General features: G+C 69.2%; 16 protein-coding genes. 6 read left to right on the top strand and 10 right to left on the bottom strand.

The window, feature by feature from the left end; translation table 11 throughout:
- Nucleotides 1–51 precede the first annotated feature (51 nt).
- The 5 genes from J8M50_RS32950 to J8M50_RS32930 form a co-directional block, all read right to left on the bottom strand.
- A complete protein-coding gene (locus J8M50_RS32950; protein ID WP_010353240.1) occupies nt 52–945 on the bottom strand; it encodes an FG-GAP repeat domain-containing protein in 894 nt (297 codons plus the stop codon).
- 224 nt (nt 946–1,169) lie between these two features.
- The gene (locus J8M50_RS32945) at nt 1,170–2,540 is read right to left on the bottom strand and encodes a hypothetical protein (protein ID WP_010353241.1); all 1,371 of its coding nucleotides are present in this window, start codon (nt 2,538–2,540) and stop codon (nt 1,170–1,172) included.
- Nucleotides 2,530–3,081, bottom strand: coding sequence for a DUF6114 domain-containing protein (locus tag J8M50_RS32940; protein ID WP_010353242.1), 552 nt, complete (start codon nt 3,079–3,081; stop codon nt 2,530–2,532). Before J8M50_RS32940 ends, J8M50_RS32945 begins: the two co-directional genes overlap by 11 nt.
- 128 nt (nt 3,082–3,209) lie before the next feature.
- Complete coding sequence (locus tag J8M50_RS32935; RefSeq protein WP_010353243.1) at nt 3,210–3,884, bottom strand: DUF6230 family protein; 675 nt, start codon at nt 3,882–3,884, stop codon at nt 3,210–3,212.
- 625 nt (nt 3,885–4,509) lie between these two features.
- The gene (locus tag J8M50_RS32930) at nt 4,510–5,487 is read right to left on the bottom strand and encodes a tetratricopeptide repeat protein (RefSeq protein ID WP_010353244.1); all 978 of its coding nucleotides are present in this window, start codon (nt 5,485–5,487) and stop codon (nt 4,510–4,512) included.
- A gap of 369 nt (nt 5,488–5,856) precedes the next feature.
- Between J8M50_RS32930 and J8M50_RS32925 the strand changes: the two genes are divergently transcribed.
- On the top strand, nt 5,857–6,477 hold the full coding sequence (locus J8M50_RS32925; RefSeq protein ID WP_010353245.1) for a TetR/AcrR family transcriptional regulator: 621 nt from the start codon (nt 5,857–5,859) through the stop codon (nt 6,475–6,477).
- A gap of 72 nt (nt 6,478–6,549) precedes the next feature.
- A complete protein-coding gene (locus J8M50_RS32920) occupies nt 6,550–6,891 on the top strand; it encodes a DUF3817 domain-containing protein (RefSeq protein ID WP_029183792.1) in 342 nt (113 codons plus the stop codon).
- 3 nt (nt 6,892–6,894) lie between these two features.
- On the opposite strand, the gene J8M50_RS32915 is transcribed toward J8M50_RS32920, so the two are convergent.
- The gene (locus J8M50_RS32915; protein WP_010353247.1) at nt 6,895–7,368 is read right to left on the bottom strand and encodes a hypothetical protein; all 474 of its coding nucleotides are present in this window, start codon (nt 7,366–7,368) and stop codon (nt 6,895–6,897) included.
- 143 nt (nt 7,369–7,511) lie between these two features.
- The gene (locus tag J8M50_RS32910; protein WP_010353248.1) at nt 7,512–8,021 is read right to left on the bottom strand and encodes a MarR family winged helix-turn-helix transcriptional regulator; all 510 of its coding nucleotides are present in this window, start codon (nt 8,019–8,021) and stop codon (nt 7,512–7,514) included.
- A gap of 168 nt (nt 8,022–8,189) precedes the next feature.
- Between J8M50_RS32910 and J8M50_RS32905 the strand changes: the two genes are divergently transcribed.
- Complete coding sequence (locus J8M50_RS32905; RefSeq protein WP_010353249.1) at nt 8,190–9,173, top strand: glycoside hydrolase family 6 protein; 984 nt, start codon at nt 8,190–8,192, stop codon at nt 9,171–9,173.
- Between the two features lie 22 nt (nt 9,174–9,195).
- Here the strand turns inward: J8M50_RS32905 and glxA are convergent, their stop codons facing one another.
- The 3 genes from glxA to J8M50_RS32890 form a co-directional block, all read right to left on the bottom strand.
- Nucleotides 9,196–11,145, bottom strand: a complete 1,950-nt coding sequence (gene glxA, locus J8M50_RS32900; protein WP_010353250.1) for a radical copper oxidase GlxA — start codon at nt 11,143–11,145, stop codon at nt 9,196–9,198.
- Between the two features lie 2 nt (nt 11,146–11,147).
- On the bottom strand, nt 11,148–12,914 hold the full coding sequence (locus J8M50_RS32895) for a glycosyltransferase family 2 protein (protein ID WP_010353251.1): 1,767 nt from the start codon (nt 12,912–12,914) through the stop codon (nt 11,148–11,150).
- A 293-nt stretch (nt 12,915–13,207) separates the two neighbouring features.
- Nucleotides 13,208–13,960 (bottom strand): matrixin family metalloprotease, encoded by a 753-nt coding sequence (locus J8M50_RS32890; protein ID WP_010353252.1) that lies wholly within the window; start codon nt 13,958–13,960, stop codon nt 13,208–13,210.
- A 174-nt stretch (nt 13,961–14,134) separates the two neighbouring features.
- Between J8M50_RS32890 and J8M50_RS32885 the strand changes: the two genes are divergently transcribed.
- Genes J8M50_RS32885 through J8M50_RS32875 form a run of 3 tightly spaced genes read left to right on the top strand, consistent with a single transcriptional unit; the run spans nt 14,135 to nt 16,193 of the window.
- Complete coding sequence (locus tag J8M50_RS32885; RefSeq protein WP_010353253.1) at nt 14,135–14,875, top strand: hypothetical protein; 741 nt, start codon at nt 14,135–14,137, stop codon at nt 14,873–14,875.
- A complete protein-coding gene (locus J8M50_RS32880) occupies nt 14,872–15,552 on the top strand; it encodes a DUF4166 domain-containing protein (protein WP_010353254.1) in 681 nt (226 codons plus the stop codon). The genes J8M50_RS32885 and J8M50_RS32880 overlap by 4 nt, the downstream gene beginning before the upstream one ends.
- Entirely contained in the window at nt 15,549–16,193 is a 645-nt protein-coding gene (locus J8M50_RS32875) for a TetR/AcrR family transcriptional regulator (protein ID WP_010353255.1), read from the top strand. Before J8M50_RS32880 ends, J8M50_RS32875 begins: the two co-directional genes overlap by 4 nt.
- The last annotated feature ends 5 nt before the right edge of the window (nt 16,194–16,198 follow it).

The following is a 16,198-nucleotide window of genomic DNA, read 5'->3' as shown; positions in this document are numbered from 1 at the left end:
CGTGAGTACGCATCAGGAAGTCTCAGCCGTTCTGCCAGAGAAGAAGGCGCGTCAGAAGAAAAGGTCGTAGGACGTCCAGCCGCTCGTGGCGAGCTTCGCGTACATGACGAAGGGGCTCGTGGCCGTGCCGGTGCCCTTGAGGAGCGAGAGTCCGCCCGCCTTGTCGACGGCGAGGAGGTCCGGCTTGCCGTCGCCGGTGTTGTCTCCGACGGAGACGAGCGTGGGGTAGTCCTTCCACCCCGTCCCGGGAACGGTGAGGCGCGCGCCGACGACGGCGTCGGCCGTGGCGTTGCCGGTGCCCGGGTAGATGTAGAGCGCGCCGGTGGTGGAGCGGGCGACGAGGTCGGCCTTGCCGTCGCCGGTGTAGTCACCGCGTCCGGTCAGCTCGTCCATGCCGTTCCAGCCGGTGCCGACCCGCACGCGCGGCAGGAAGGTCCCGTCGGCCTTGCCCTGGTGGAGCCAGAGCTGGCCGTCCTTGCCCCGGGCCAGCAGGTCGGGGTGAGTGGTGCCGGCCATGTCGCCGACGGACACGATCAGGTCGTACGCGCCCCAGCCGGGGTTGACGACGCGGGTGTCGGTGCCGCGCTCGGCGGTGTAGTAGAGCCGGTCGTCGAGTACGGCGTAGAGGTCGGTGCCGGTGCCGTTCTGCGAGATGCGGGTCTGGGCCATGGCGGTCGCCTCGGCGTATCCGCCGCCGAGGTCGACGCGCGCGGCGAAGCCTCCGGTCCCCGTGGGTTCGAAGTCCCACAGGTGGCCGTTCCTGTCCCGCGCGAACAGCGGAGACAGGCCGCCCGCCGCTCCGGCGGCCTGCTGGAGCAGGGGTGCGCCGGTGGTCTCTTCGGCGGGTCCGGTCCGGGCGGTGGTGAGTACGACGGCCGTGGTCACGGCCAGAACGGCCATGAGTCCGGCCGCCTTGCGCAGTGGCCGGTCGAGAAACGTGAGCATGACGTGCGAGGCCCCCCTCGTCGCGATGACGCCGCAGAGTGGTCATGTCTGCAACAAGAGTGACCCTATGGAGAAACCGTGAAGGATGTAAACAGAATTGAAAAGTGAACAGCCCTCTACAAAATGATCATGAGCTTGACAAAGAGTGATGGCCCGGCTCCCCCGGCGAAATCGAGGAGAACCGGGCCATCACTCGTGTGCGGCTCCCGGAGGGGTTCAGGGGATCAGGTGATCGACTGCGACATCCCGGGGATGGTCAAGGTGCCGCCGAACTGGCCGGCCTGGACGACCTTGACATTGCTGAAGTAGATCCAGGGGATGTTCAGCGGGGGCGGGCTCTTGGGGCTGAAGGTGACCGGGAGCAGGCCGAAGAGGTTGCCGGAGATGCTCTCGGTGTACATGATCGTGTCGCCGCCGGTGATCGTGGACTTGGAGCCCTTGGCACCCTTGACGTGGTACGTCTTGCCGGCCTGCTTGTCGTTCACCGTCTGGTGCAGGTCGTCGATGTCGGTCCCGTCGGAGATGACGTACTTCAGCACCTCCTTGACGGTGCCGTTGGCGGTCTTGACCTTGACGATGCCCTGGTAGTCGGCGCCCTTGAGGGTGAGCCCGCTCGCGTTGAGGTACCAGGGGTCGTCCGGCAGGCGCATCTTGTTGTCGATGCCGCCCACCTCGTCGTCGGTGGCCGCCGGGCAGTCGTCCAGGTTCGTGCTCGCGCTGGGCGAGGGGCTCGGGGAGGCGTCGTCCTTCTTCTCGTCGTCCGGGGAGTCCGAGGAGTCCGGCGCCGGCGACCCGCTCGCGGACGGCGAGGGCGACGGGGACGCCTTGTCGTCGCCTGCCGCCGGGGACTCCTTCGTGGTGTCCTCGGGAGTGTCGGCGGCCTTCTCCGTCGTCTCCTTCTTCGCGCCCGCGCTGTCCGCACCCGCAGCGCTGTCCGCGCTCGGCGAGGCCGACGGGCTCGGACTCGCGGACGGCGTGGAGCCGTTGCCGTCGCCCCCGGTGAACACGTCCGTGATCGCGTCCCCGATGGACTCCAGGAGCCCCTTGGACTCCTCGGCAGCGGAGGCGGAGGCCGACGGCGACGGGCTCGGCGAGGCGGCGGCGCCACCGCCGGGTTCCTCGGTCTTGCCGTCGGAGGCGGACGGCGAGGGCGAGGGCTCCTTACCGCCGGACCCCTTGTCCCCGGCCCCCTGCTCGGCCGAACTCTTCTCGTCGGAACCTGAATCCGACGCCGCCGAGTCCTTGCCGGAAGCCTCGTCCTTCTTCTCGTCCTTCGTCTCGTCCTTCGAGGACTCGCTCGCGGACGGCGACGGCGACGCCTCCGGGTCCTTCGCCATGGCCGCGACGCACGCCTTGTACTCCTCGGCCGTCATGCTGTTCGAGGAGGAGACCGGCTGCTGCCCCTCGGCCCGCGCGAGCGTCGACGTGAGACCCATCCCCACGAGGACCGTCGGCATCGCGGCCAGGGCTATCGCCTTGCCCGCCGGCACGTGCAGCCGCGCGAACAGCGGCTTCCTGGGGGCCGCGTGGCGCGGTCCGGTTCTCTCCTGGGCCTCGTCGGCGTCCACCCCGTGGGTGCCCTCGTCAGTCGGCACTGCGCCTCCCGTTCGCCCCGTTGGCCGGGCTCGTTCCTGACAGGTCCTTCGGCTCGCCGGTCTCGCCGCGCGGCTCCGGCACCTCCGCGACCGCCTGCGGGGCCTCGTCGACGGCCGGCGCGCTCTCCTCGACCGGCAACGCCTCGGCCGGCTTGCCCGGCGCCCACGACACGGCCATCGCGCCGCCGAACAGCGCGAACAGGAAGCCCACCACGAAGCCGCCGAAGTTGGAGACCGGGAGGGAGACCAGGGCCAGCAGGATCGCGGCGACACCGGCGAACGTACGGATGTGCTGCTGGAACCAGAGGCTGATCCCCAGGGTGACGAGGAGCACCCCGATGATCAGGGAGCCGGCGCCCGCGGTGGTGGCCATCGCCACCGTCAGATGACCGATCCGCACGTGCGCGTACGGGAAGTACATGATCGGAAAACCGCTGAGCATGACATAGAGGCCCGCCCAGAACGGCCGGGTGCCCCGCCAGACCTTGAACCGCGACCTCCCTCGGGCGAACAGGCCGGGGGCGGCAGAGATGGCGCTCATGGAAAACAGCTCCCTGGTGCGGCTTTGCTGTGGTGAAAGTTGTGTCGCGTTTGCGAGGGGAGTGTGAATTCGGCGGGAGAGCGAGACAGGCGGGAGGCCGAATGGCACTCCCGCCCGTCACCTCGCGCCTAGTAGCACTCGACCTTGGGGCCCGAGCCGAGGGCAAGCTTCATCTTCAGATGGGGCAGCGTGAAGGTTCCGGCGGTGGTCGCCCACGCCGTCTGCTTCACACCGGTCAGCAGGGCGGTGTCGGCCTGCTGAGCGAAGCCGTACGGATTGGCCTGCTCCTTGCCGCCCTTCATGCCGGTGCTCTTGCCACCCTTGTCAGGGTTACCTGTGTCACCGGCCGCAACACCGATATCGATCTGCCCGAACGTCGCGCTCGTGGTCTCCAGATCCTCGACGTCGATGAACAAGCGGTCAGCAGAAACCTGCTGCTCCTTGTCATCGCTGTCACCGGCCTTGAGCGTCAGGGTGACCGACCCGACGAGCGGGATGTCGGGGGTCACGACCGACTGGCACAAGTTCTTGATCGTCGCCGACTTGAACGACGAGACCGCCACCGGGTGAGCGGCCTTCTGACCGGTAAGGGTGTACCCCGTGTCGACCGCGCCGTACTGGCTGAAGCCCTTACCGTCCAGTACGTCGGCCGTGACCTTGAACGACTGGCCCGAAACGCTGAACGACGCCGCGAGCGCGCCCTGTGCGAGGGCCACGCCTATGCACGCCGTGGCGGCGACGCTGGGCACCATCACCACAGCGAACCGCTTCCATCTGGTCCCGCCACGCACCTGGGACTCCATCATTTCCTCCTTCTCGGACGTACATCCCGCTCCGACGAGCCCCGTGGAACGGCGACTCGGCCAGGCAGGGATGGGAGAAGTGCTACGTCCTCGGGAAGGGGAGCGCCTGTGCTCGAAAGCGCGAACCGCGCTGAGATCACCGGCGATCACCCCCGAGCGACTACCACTCGGTCGCGCCTGACACGCATCATGCGCAACCTTGCCGGACAGGCTCCACCCGCAGGCGAAGACCCCCCTGCCCTGAGGACCGTCGGCGTCGCCGTCGGCCCTGCCCGGTGGGGACCCATCAGGCCCGTGTCCCGACCGGCTGCCGGGGAACGGGAATGGACCGAGCGTCGCCGATCGTGGTGCATTCTCGCCGCCCGCACAAGGGGGTTCGTTACTGGCTAGTAACGGCCGGATAACCGTCCGACGACCCACAGGTCTCGACCGACGACCGAGCGCGACATCCCTGCCCAGGACAAAACATGTGACAGGGGGACAGAATCCGGCAGACCAACGGCTTCGACTTACTGGAAGTAACAGCGGCCACGTTTACCAAGATTTGGCAAAGCGTGGCCGCAAAAGCGCCCAGCCGACCGAACTTTCCCTCCGGTACCTCGGTACCGGCAGGTTTAGCGACTGGTCAGAACAGCGCGCGGGCCAGCGCGCGCCTCGCCGCCGCGACCCGGGGATCGTCGGGACCGATCACCTCGAAGAGTTCGAGCAGCCGGACCCGTACGGCGTCCCGGTCGTCACCGACCGTGCGCCGGACCGTCTCGATGAGCCGCCCGAACGCGTCCTCGACATGACCGCCCACCAGATCCAGGTCGGCGGCGGCGAGTTGGGCCGCCGCGTCGCCCGGCTTCTCGGCCGCGTCCCGGCGTACGGCCTGCGGGTCGAGGTCCTGGATGCGCTGGAGCAACTCGGCCTGCGCGAGCCCGAGTTTCGCCTCCTCGTTGCCCGGGTCGTCGGCCAGCACGTTCTGGTACGCCCGTACGGCGCCGCCCAGGTCCCCGGCGTCCAGCGCCTCGACGGCGGCGGCGAGCAGCGCGTCGTACGGCCCGACCGGGGCCTGGACCGGCGCCTCGGGGGCCGCGCCGGGCTCCGCGTCCGGGTCGACCGTCAGGCCCGTGATGCCGAAGCGCTCCTCGGCGACCTGGACCAACTGGTCCAGGGTCTGGCGGATCTGCTCCTCGGGGGCGGCGCCCTGGAAGAGCGGGAGCGCCTGGCCGGCCACCACGGCGAAGACGGCCGGGATGCCCTGGATGCCGAACTGCTGCATCAGCATCTGGTTGGCGTCGACGTCGATCTTGGCGAGCAGGATGCGGCCGTCGTACTCGACCGCGAGGCGCTCCAGGACCGGGCTGAGCTGCTTGCAGGGCTGGCACCACTCGGCCCAGAAGTCGATGACGACCGCGACCTCGGCGGACCGCTGGATGACCTGGCTCTCGAACCCGGCCTCGTCGACGTCGATCACGAGGTCGGCCGGGGAGATCGCCCCCGCGCCGCCCTGGCGGGCCGTTTCGGCGCGCGTCTGCTCCGCCTTCGACTTGGCCTCCTGGGCCGCCTTCACCGCGGCGAGGTCGACGACTCCGCTCATGGACATGTTCCGTGGCTGCATACGCCTATCCTCCCCCGATCCGGCGCCTGTGCGAAAAGCGGTCCGTGAACCTCGTTACGCCGGGGCCGCGTTTGCCCCGACGGGTTCGCGGGCACGCGTCCACCGGTCTCGAAAACCCGAGCGGTCCGCCGTACGACGCCGGGGTCCCCACCCCGCGTGCCGTCCGGACCTCCGGTCCCCGCACCGCTCGCGTACGTCTGTCGCGGGCTGCGCCGGTCCCCTGCCGAGCTTTCGCTACGACCCGTAGCGTAATGCGCGCCGTGTCCCTCACGGGAGTCCTTCCCGGTGATCTCCCTCACGACTCCACCATCTTCACCGCACCCGTTCACAGGGCTCCACCGAATTACGTACGGCCGCTATGGTCGTCCGATGCAGAGCCGCAGCCCCGCCCCCCGTCCGGGCCGTCCACGCAGCACCACCGCGGACGCCGCGATCCTGGCCGCGACGCGGGAGGCGCTGGTGGACCTGGGCTGGTCCAAACTCACGCTGGGGGACGTGGCCACCCGAGCGGGCGTCGCGAAGACAACCCTCTACCGCCGCTGGACCGGCAAGAACGAACTGGTCGTCGACGCGGTGGCCGAACTCTTCGACGAACTCCGCCTGCCGGACCGAGGCAGCCTCACGGCGGACATCGAGGGGGTGGTACTCCAGTTCGCGGCGATCCTGGCGCGGCCGGAGGCACGCAGTGGGCTCATGGCCGTCGTCGCCGAGTCCACGCGGGACGACGCGCTGCGCGAACGCATCCGCTGGTCCATCGTCGAGCGGCAGAAGCGGCTCGTCCTCGAAGGGCGGTCGCGGGCGCAGACGCGCGGGGAGCTGCCGGCGGAGGCCGATCCGGCGGAGTCCGCGCGGACCGTCGACCTCATCTTCGACGTCGTCGCCGGGGCGGTCGTCCACCGGACGCTGGTGAGCGCGGAGCCGGCGGACGAGCAGTGGGTGCGGACGTTCACACGGCTGCTGCTGGGCGGACTGCCTGCGGCTACGGCGTGAGGTAAAGAGATCGCCAAGTCAAGGGGGTCCCGGCGCGCGGGCGGGTGAGGGCCACCGGCTACGCTCGACGCCATGAAAAAGAGCGTCTTGACCCGTTACCGGGTGATGGCCTACGTCACCGCCGTACTCCTCGTCCTGCTGACGATCGGCGTGATCGGCAAGCGAGTGCTGGACCTGGACGGATTCGGCAGCTTCGTGACGGTGGTCGGCGTCGCTCACGGCTGGCTGTACATCGTCTACCTGATCTTCGCGTTCGACCTCGGCACAAAGGCGAAGTTCCCCCTCCCCCGCCTCGCCTGGGTCCTCCTCGCCGGCACCATCCCGACGGCGGCCTTCTTCGTCGAACGCCGCATCACCCGCGAGATCACCCCGCTGGTCGTCGACGACCAGGCGACGAAGCCGGCAGCGGTCTGAACCTCACCGCGTCACGAAGTGGCACTGCATGGCCCGCAGCTTGCCGTTGACATGAAACCGCGCACACGCCTTGCCGTACTTCGGCAAGGTCCGTGCGGCACCCTTGCGCAGCAGCCCCGCACCACACTCCGTGTGCGTGGCACCCCGGGACGTCAGATACGTACGGTCGTCGGTGTCCGCGTAGGTGAAGTCGATACGCCAGTTGCAGAACCGGGAGAAGGCCGCGGCCAGGCCGACACAGTCGACTCCCGCGCGCTGACCGGTGATCCGCCGCCCGGCCCCATCGATGCGGTGGGTGAGGAAACACCCCACGGGAACCTTCACACCGGCACCACGCAGCTCGTAGCTGAACGTCCCGATCGCGGTCGTGCCGATGGCGCTCGCGGTCGCCGTTCCCGGCATCCCCAGCGTCGTCGCGGCGGCCAGCAGTCCCGCCAGCGCTCCGCGCACCACACGGCGCGTCTTCGTCCTCGTCACGGGGTGTCTCCTGTCGTCGACCCGCTGTCAGGCCGCACAGGCTGGCACGCCCTCCCCCTGCATGAACGTTCAAGCCCGACGGAGCGGACGACGGTCACCCTCACGAGGGAAACGTGCTGCGGGGAAACGGGGTGCGGAGGCGGTTACTCCTCCTCGAAGTCCCCCGACGCCACCCGCAGGGGTCTCAGCATCGCGAAGATCTCCGCGCACTCCTCCGCGTCGTAGACGCCGAGGCCGAAGTCCATCGTCATGAGGTCGCGGGTGGCGGACTCCACCACCTCACGGCCCTTGTCCGTGATGGACGCGAGGGTGCCGCGGCCGTCGTTGGGGTTGGGGCGTTTGGCCACCAGGCCGGATCTCACCAGGCGGTCGACCGTGTTGGTGACCGACGTCGGGTGGACCATCAGGCGTTCGCCGATCTTGGACATGGTCAGTTCGCCGGCTCTGGAGAAGTTCAGCAGGACCAGGGCCTCGTAGCGCGCGAACGTCAACCCGTACGGCTTCACCACCGCGTCGACCTCGGCCAGCAGGATCTGCTGGGCCCGCATGATCGACGTGATCGCGGCCATGGACGGCACGCTCCCCCACCGCTGCTTCCAGAGCTCGTCCGCGCGGGCGATGGGGTCGAAGGGGAGACTGAGGGGCTTCGGCACGGCACCAGACCCTACCCGCCGGTCACATTCCGGTCAGCCACGTCTCACGCACCGGTCCGGAAACGGCTTCCTGAGCGAAGTTCCCGGACCAGGCGGCGATTTGACTTGGTACGTCACTTTTCACACGCTATGCAACGAGGGTCCCCACCTTCGTTCGCAGGGAGCGGCATGTCCCGTCCAGCCCACGCACTCGTCGCCTTCGTCGTCCTCTCTCTCACCGCCGCCTGCTCCTCCTCCACGACCGAGGAGGCGTCGGTCGCCGCGCCGCCGAAGAAGCGGGCCGGCGCCCAGGCCTTCTGGGTCGACCCCGACAGCAATGCCGCCCGGCAGATCCAGCTGTGGAAGCGCGAGGGCCGCAACTCGGACGCGGAGCTGCTGCGCAGGATCGCCGACCAGCCCGTGGCCCTGTGGCCGGCCGGCGAGATCGACCCCGGCCCGGCGGTGACCGCGGCGACGACGGCCGCGACCCGCGACAGCCGTACGGCGCTGTTCGTCGCGTACGACATCCCCCACCGCGACTGCGGCCAGCACTCGGCGGGCGGCGCGGCGGACGGCGACGCCTACCTCGCGTGGATCGGCAGGTTCGCGTCGGCGATCGGGGACGCGAAGGCGCTGGTGGTCCTGGAGCCGGACGCGGTCGCGCACATCGTGGACGGGTGTACGCCGGGCGAGTACCACGGCGAGCGCGAGCAGTTGCTGGCGGCGGCGATCACGCGGCTGAAGCAACAGCCCGGTACGAAGGTGTACTTGGACGCCGGCAACCCCTCCTGGATCCGCGAACCCTGGAAGCTGGTCGAGCCGCTGAAGCGGTCCGGCGTCGACGCGGCCGACGGCTTCGCCCTGAACGTCTCCAACTTCCAGCCGGACGACGCGGTGAAGCGCTACGGCCTCGACCTGTCGTCCCAACTGGGCGGAAAACACTTCGTGGTGGACACCAGCCGCAACGGCAACGGCCCGCTCCCGGGGGTGTGGTGCAACCCTCCGGGGCGGGCCCTGGGCACCCGGCCGACCACCGAAACCGGGGAACCCGCTCTGGATGCCTACCTGTGGATCAAACGGCCGGGTGAATCGGACGGCACGTGCGAGGGCGGACCGGACGCGGGCCAGTGGTGGCCGACGTACGCACTGGAACTGGCCCGCAACTCCAGATAGAGCAACTCGCAGTGGACGCCGCTCACTTGACCTGGATCCACTTCGCCTCCGACGGTGTCCCCGCCGCGTCCGTCGCGAACAGCATGTACCAGCCGGGCGGCACCAGCGCCGGATCGTCCGGCACGGTGAACGTGACGGCCCGTCCCTCCTTCGTCAACTCCAGCGCGATGGACCGCTGTTCGACGTCGGTGGTGTGGGTGACGGCGCTGGGCCGCATCAGCCGGGCGGAGACGATCCGCTCGGGGTGTGCGGTGCGGTAGGTGACCTTGCGGTCGTCGGGCAGGAGCCCGGGTCCGTCGTCGAGGACGGGCCGGTCCCTGCCGTTCTTGTGCAGCGCGGGCGGCGTGAAGACCTCCATGCGCTGCTCGAAGTGCCCGAGTTTCGTGTTCTGTTGGTCGTCATAGAGCGGGTCGGAGCCGAACGTGGCGACCCGCCCGTCGGGCAACAGCAGGGCCTCGGAGTGGTAGTTGCGGCCGACGACGGGTTCGGCGGCCTCCCGGAAGACGTTGCCCTTGGGGTCGTAGAACTGCGCCTTGAGGATGTTGCTGGCGCTGCGCCCCCGGTAGTCGGAGGAGCCGTTGGAGGTGAAGACGGTGTCGTCCGGCATGATGACGCTGTTCAAGTACCGGGTCCCCTGAGGCAGATTGGGGCCCTCCTTGAACACCGGGTTGTCCGCCTTGAGGTCCACCACGGCCGTCCGGGGCGTCGCCTTCTTCGACTCCCCCACGCCCCCGCCGCCGAGGATCATCACCCGCTGGTCCTGCGCCGGCGGCAGCAGCACGGACGCCGAAGTCTCCGTCGCGTCCGCGTCCTTGAGGCCGGGCACCTTCTGGAACGTGTTGGTCTTCAGGTCCCAGATCCCCGGCTCCCGCCCCTGATCGGCGGGCCCGTACCCGGCGTTGGAGGCGGGATAGAACAACTTCCCGCCCTTGGTGAGGAACAGCGCCGGATACGTCGGGAAGTACCGCTTGGGCCCCGGCGTCCACTTCTTCGTGCGCGGGTCGTAGATCTCGTTGTCCCCGGGGTCGACCACACCGACGTCGTCGAGCCCGGAGACCGCGAGGACACGCCCGTCGTCGAGGCCGACGAGGGTCGGGTACCAGCGGGCCTTCTTCATCGGGTCGACGGGGATGTACCGCTCGGCGAGGGGGTCGAACTCGTAGGCGGCGCGGATGCCCTGGAAGTCCTGCTTGGCGAAGGTGATCTTCTCGCTGAGCCCGTACGTGTTGTCCGCGTCCTTGCCGGTGAGCCCGACGATCTCGTACTGGGCCCGCTTCTCGGTGACGGACATGGGCCCGCCCTCGGCGGCCTCGACGAAGACGCGGACCTCGCTGGCGGTGACCTGCGTCTGCCAGGGCTGCATGACGCCGCGCCGGTTGTATGTCACCTTGAAGCCGCGTTTGGCCTTGGGCACGGTGACGTCGAACTTGCTGACGTACTCGACCCCTGCGGGCGAGCGGAAGCGGGTGCCCTTCTTGAGGACGATGGGTTTGTCGGGGTTCTCGTTCTTGACGCGCATCCCGCCGGCGGCCCGGTCGATCTCCCCGTCGAGGAGTTCGTAGCGGGCCGTGCCGCCCGCCACCAGGAGCCGCCCGTCGGGGAGTTGGGCGTGCCCGGAGCAGAAGAAATCCTCGGGGGTGGGGATCTTCTTGAAGGTGTCGGTCTTCGGGTCCCACAGCACCGTGTCGAAGGACCCGGCGTCGAATTTCTTCTGCTCGTTGCCGGACCCGGCGACGATGAGGACCTTCCCGGTGTGCAGCAGCGCCGCGTGGATCGCGTTGGTGCGGTACTGCTCGGGGATGTCGACCTGGGCCCAACTGCCGTACTTGGCCCGGTACTCGGGCTGGGCGATCTTGTACGCGTGGTACTGCTCGCCGACGAAGTCCAGCGCGGCGGGCGCATTCAGGCTGGCAAGGATCACGACGCCGCCGATGCCCAGGACGGTCTTCTTGGTCTTCTGCGGGAAGGCCATGGCTAGTTGCCTCCTGTCGGGGTGCCGGAGACGGGGGCGAGGGCGGGTTCGGCTGCGGGCGCCTCTACTACCAGAGAGCTACGGGTACGGGGCCGGGCGAGCCGCTCCCGCACCGCCGTGCCGATCCACACCGCGACCGGCGCCAGGGAGATCGCCGTCGCGAGGACCGCCCAGGTGCGCATGGCGACGTGGGTGTGGCCGAGGACGGCGGAGGCGGCGAGGGACGCGATGAGGACGGCCGCCCAGAAGAGGTGGATACGGAAGGTCATGAGCCGGTCGGCGCTGACGCCGGCGCCCTTCGGGGTGACGACGAACCGGCTGGGGCGGCGCAGCAGGGCCGCGCCGAAGGACTTGAGGTAGATCGGCGCGGAGAGGGCCGACATGCCCATCCCGGCGAGTCCACCGGAGCCCTCGGGTTCGTGCGGGGAGACGTTGTGGCGGCGGTTCCAGAGGTACAGGCCGATCTGGAGGGCGGCGGCGTCGCTGTAGAGCATCAGCCACACGGACGCGGCGACCTGGGTGCCGGACGCGCCGAACCACAGGAACAGCACGCAACTCACCATGCCGAGCAGCCAGTTGACGGCCGTCATCGGGTAGTAGACGAGCATCATCGTGTACGAGAACAGCCGCCCCGGAGGCATCGTGAACGGCGCCTTCCAGTACTGCTTGAACAGCGTCTCGTACGTCCCGCGCGACCACCGCATCTGCTGCGTGAAGAAGTCCGTCCAGGACGCGGGCCCCTCGCCGACGGCCAGCACGTCCGGCGTGTACACCGACCGCCACTTGTGCCCGGTCACCGGATTGCGCCGCCGGTGCAGCTCGAACCCGGTCGCCATGTCCTCGGTGATCGAGTCGTACAGTCCGCCGATCTGCTGGACGGCCGCGATCCGTACGACGTTGTTGGTGCCGACGAACATCGGCGCCCGGTAGCGGTTGCCCGCGCGCTGGATCAGCGCGTGGAAGAGGAACTGCTGGGACTCGGCGGCCTTCGTCACCGGATGGTGGTAGTTCCCGTACACCTGGGGTCCTACGACGAACGCGACGTCCGGGTCCCGGAAGTACCCCATCATCCGTTCGAGGTAGTCCGGGTGGGGTACGTGGTCGGTATCGACGGAGGCGAAGAACTCGTACTCGTCGCCGTGCGCGGCGATCCAGGCGTTGTAGTTGCCGTGCTTGGTGCGGGCCTTGTGGACCCCCTTGGGCCGGTTCCACTCCGGGACACCGTTCCGCGTGAAGTGCCGCACCCCCAGCTCCGCGCAGAGCGCCTTGGCCTGCTCGTCGTCCCCCTCGTCGAGGAGCCACACGTCCAGGGGCCCTCGGTGGTGGATGCGTACGGCGCCTTCGAGAGTCGCCCGCACCATCGCGAGGGGCTCGCGGCCGGGGACGTACGTCGTCAGGAACGCGACGCGGGTACCGCTCTCGGGTATGACGGGTACGGGGTCCCTGGCGACCAGGGTCGCGTGCGCCACGGACGCGACGTTGACGACCATGAACAGCTCGATCAGCCCGATGGCTATGAGCATCGCGATGTCGAGGCCGACCATCCACTCGTCCCCGCCCTCGCGCTCCACCCAGTGGCTGGGCCACACCAGGTACACGAGCAGCAGCGCCGTCAGCACCGGGGCGAGGCTCATCAGCAGGATCGCGCGTATTCGGTGGGGCTCGCGGGAGAGCAGCGATATGTACTGCACCCGGTACGACGCGGCCGGCTCCGTGAGCGGCCCGGCCAGCCTGCTGTGGGTGTCGTAGTCGTAGCCCTCAGGCCGCACAACGCCCTCCAAGAAGTGGGAGTGGTCGAGGCCCGGGGGTTCGCGCTGAGTGGTTTTTGTCAGGGTGAACGTGACGGGCCAATACCCACACGAAAATGGACATATCGGACACTGTCGAACGGGGCGGGGCCAGCCGGGTGGGACTTTCGTCCAACGGGGGGTTATATGCGCGCCGAAGGCGCGCTCTTCAGGGGCGCGGGGCTGTATCGATTTGCGGCTACCGCCGCGCGGGCGCGACAAGCCACGATGGCGCCGCACCCGCCAGACGACAGAACCAGGCACCCCGACAGGCGTCACCGGTACAGGGAACGCAGGCCCAGAACATCCCCCCGCCCCAAGCTCCTCGCCCGCGAAGAACACGCGAACGAGTTCGTGTACATCGTCAGGTTCTCGTGCCCCACCCCCACATGCCCCAGCCCGAACACATGCCCCGCCTCATGCGTACCGACCGCCCGCACGTCATACGCGTCAGCGCACCGCACCCCCGGCGCATCCGTGAACCGGTGATGCCGCGTATTGAACCGAACATCCGCCTCGATCAGATCGTTCGCCCCACCGTCCGGCATGGTCACGGCCCACGAACACGTGACGGCGACGACATCCTCGGGCAGCTCCCCCGCATCCCACACGCTCACCCCGTCCCGCGAGGAACACCGCCCCTCCCGATCGATCCCGGCCTCCCGCCCGGTCGCCGACAGGAACCGCGCCCGAGGCCCACCCCCACCACCGATCCCACAGTCGTTGCGCTCCCCGGTGATCGTCGAGATCGCCTCCTCGAACACCTTGCGCGCGGCATCCCGGGACAACCCACCGGGCATCGCCCCGTCCCCGACATGCCAGAGGTACGTCCCGTACTCCTTGTGCCCGGCGGTCGAGTACGCCGTGTCCGCACAGGCGGCCCGCGCGACGACGGCACCGGGCTCCTGCACCCCCGCGGCCTCGGTCGCCTCCCGCTCGTACACCACGGTCCCCTCCGCCGGACGGCTCGCCACCAGCGACCCCAGCAGCACGACCACCGCCCCCACCCTGCCCAGCAGCCCCAGCACTGCGACGCCTCCCCTGATCCGGCCTCGTGACGAACGCGGCAGATCCTAACCGCGTTCACACACAGCCCAGTTCACCCGGAAACCGGCGTTGAGCGATCGCTCAAACCGGTGTACCGTCACGCGCAGAGAGTTTGAGCGAGTGCTCAAACTCCGTCTCCACCTGGGGGATTACCGATGGGGCTCTACATAGAGGCGCACATCCGCGCCGACATGGACGACCTGTGGACCCGTACACAGACCCCGTCCCAGCATCAGCGCTGGGACCTCCGGTTCACCACAATCGACTACCTCCCGAGCGCGGAAGGCGAGCCGCAGCGCTTCCGGTACGCCACCCGCGTACTGCCGTTCGTGACCGTCTCCGGTACGGGAGTCACCGCCGGAGAACGCGAACGCCCGGACGGCACACGGACGTCGGCGCTGCGCTTCGCCTCCCCGCATCCGCTGTCGCTCCTCAAGGAGGGCAGCGGGTACTGGCGTTACGTCCCGGACCGGGACGGCGTGCGGTTCCTGACGGGGTACGACTACCGGCCGCGCTGGGGGTGGGCGGGCCGGTGCGCGGACCGTCTCCTCTTCCGCCCGCTGATGGTGTGGGCGACGGCGTGGTCGTTCGACCGGCTCCGGCTGTGGCTGGAGAAGGGGATCACCCCGGAACGGGCGCTGTGGAACTGGATCGCCGAACTCGCCCTCCGGGTGGCCGTGTTGGCGACCGCCGCGACGGGCCTGGGCCTCGGCCCCCTCGCCCCCTACGCCCCGCCGCTGTTCTACCTCATCCCCCAACTCCTCCTGGTCGCCGCCTGCATGGCCGTCTTCAAGGCGCCCCTGTCCTGCGTCCCGGCCGCCCGCCGCTGCATCCGCCGCGCACCTGAACGCGCGCGGACGCCCCGGCTGATGCGTGCGCTGGAGACCCCGCGATGACCTCCATCTTCCGTACGGCCATGGGGGACGCCGCGTTCTCCCGCCTCCACCCCGAGCTGCGCCGCCGCTTCTCCGTGGGCCTCGCGAGCGGTGAGGCGTGCACGGGGCGGGGTGTCATGTCCCGTATCTGGCACGGGCCCGCGTTCGTGAAGCCGTTCCTCGCGCTCGGCACGACCCGCAACATCCTCGTGCCCCGCGCGGGCCGCGATGTCCCGTTCGTGATCGAGAACGTCCCCTATCTCGACTCCTACGGCCGTGAAACGGTCACGTTCGTACGGACGTTCAGCTTTCCCTCGCGGCAACACCGGTTCGACGCGCAGATGGTGCTCGGTTCGGGCAGCACGATCCTCGACTACCTCGGCACGCACCAGCACCTCGCCACCGACCTCCGCTTCCACGCCGAGCCCGACGGCTCCCTCCTCATCCGCTCCGGCCAACACCGGTTCCGCGAAGGGCCCGTGGACGTCCGGGTGCCTCAACTCGTCGGCGCCGACGCGGAGGTCCGTGAGTCGTACGACGAGGGCGCCGGGGTGTTCCGCATCCAAGTCCGCGTCGTCAACCGGTGGTTCGGGCCGCTCTTCGGGTACGAGGGGTGGTTCCGGGCGGCGTACAGCGACGTACGAGACTGCGGAGTACGGGCCGGGCTGCGGCCGGTGAGAGAGGAAGCACGCGTATGAGTCCCTCGCAGGAGACCCGGGTCAAGTTGTTGGAGGGGGCGCTGAGGACTCTCACGGAACAGGGGATCGCCAAGACCTCGGCGCGGTCTGTTGCCGCTGCTGCCGGTGTCAATCAGGCGTTGGTCTTCTACCACTTCGGGTCGGTCGACGAACTGCTTGCTGCGGCTTGCCGGTACGGGGCCGAGCAGTCCGTCTCGCGGTATCGGGGGCGGTTCGAGGAGGTGGGGTCGTTGTCCGAACTCCTTGCGCTGGGGCGGGAGATCCATGCCGCCGAGCAAGGGTTCGGGCATGTGGCTCGGTTGGGGCAGTTGCTCGCGGGTGCGCAGACGCATCCTGCGTTGGGGCCGGCCACTGCTGCGGGGCTCGATCTGTGGATCGTTGAGATCGAGGCGGTGTTGCGGCGGGTTCTCGCTACGACGCCGTTCGGTGAGTTCACGGACCCTGCGGGGCTGGCGCGGGCGGTGGCGGCGGCGTTCGTGGGGATCGAGTTGTATGAGGGGGTGGACTCGGAGGGGGCTGCTTCGGCATTGGGCGCGCTTGAGCAACTTGGTTTGCTGGTGGGGGCGTTGGAGGAGTTGGGGCCGATTTCTCAGCGAGCTGTGCGGCAGTATTTGCGGCGGACTTCGAGGCAGGAGCGGTGAGTTGC

It is taken from the genome of Streptomyces acidiscabies, from assembly GCF_020010905.1.
Lineage (GTDB): Bacteria > Actinomycetota > Actinomycetes > Streptomycetales > Streptomycetaceae > Streptomyces > Streptomyces acidiscabies.
This window is presented reverse-complemented; position numbering and strand designations above follow the sequence as displayed.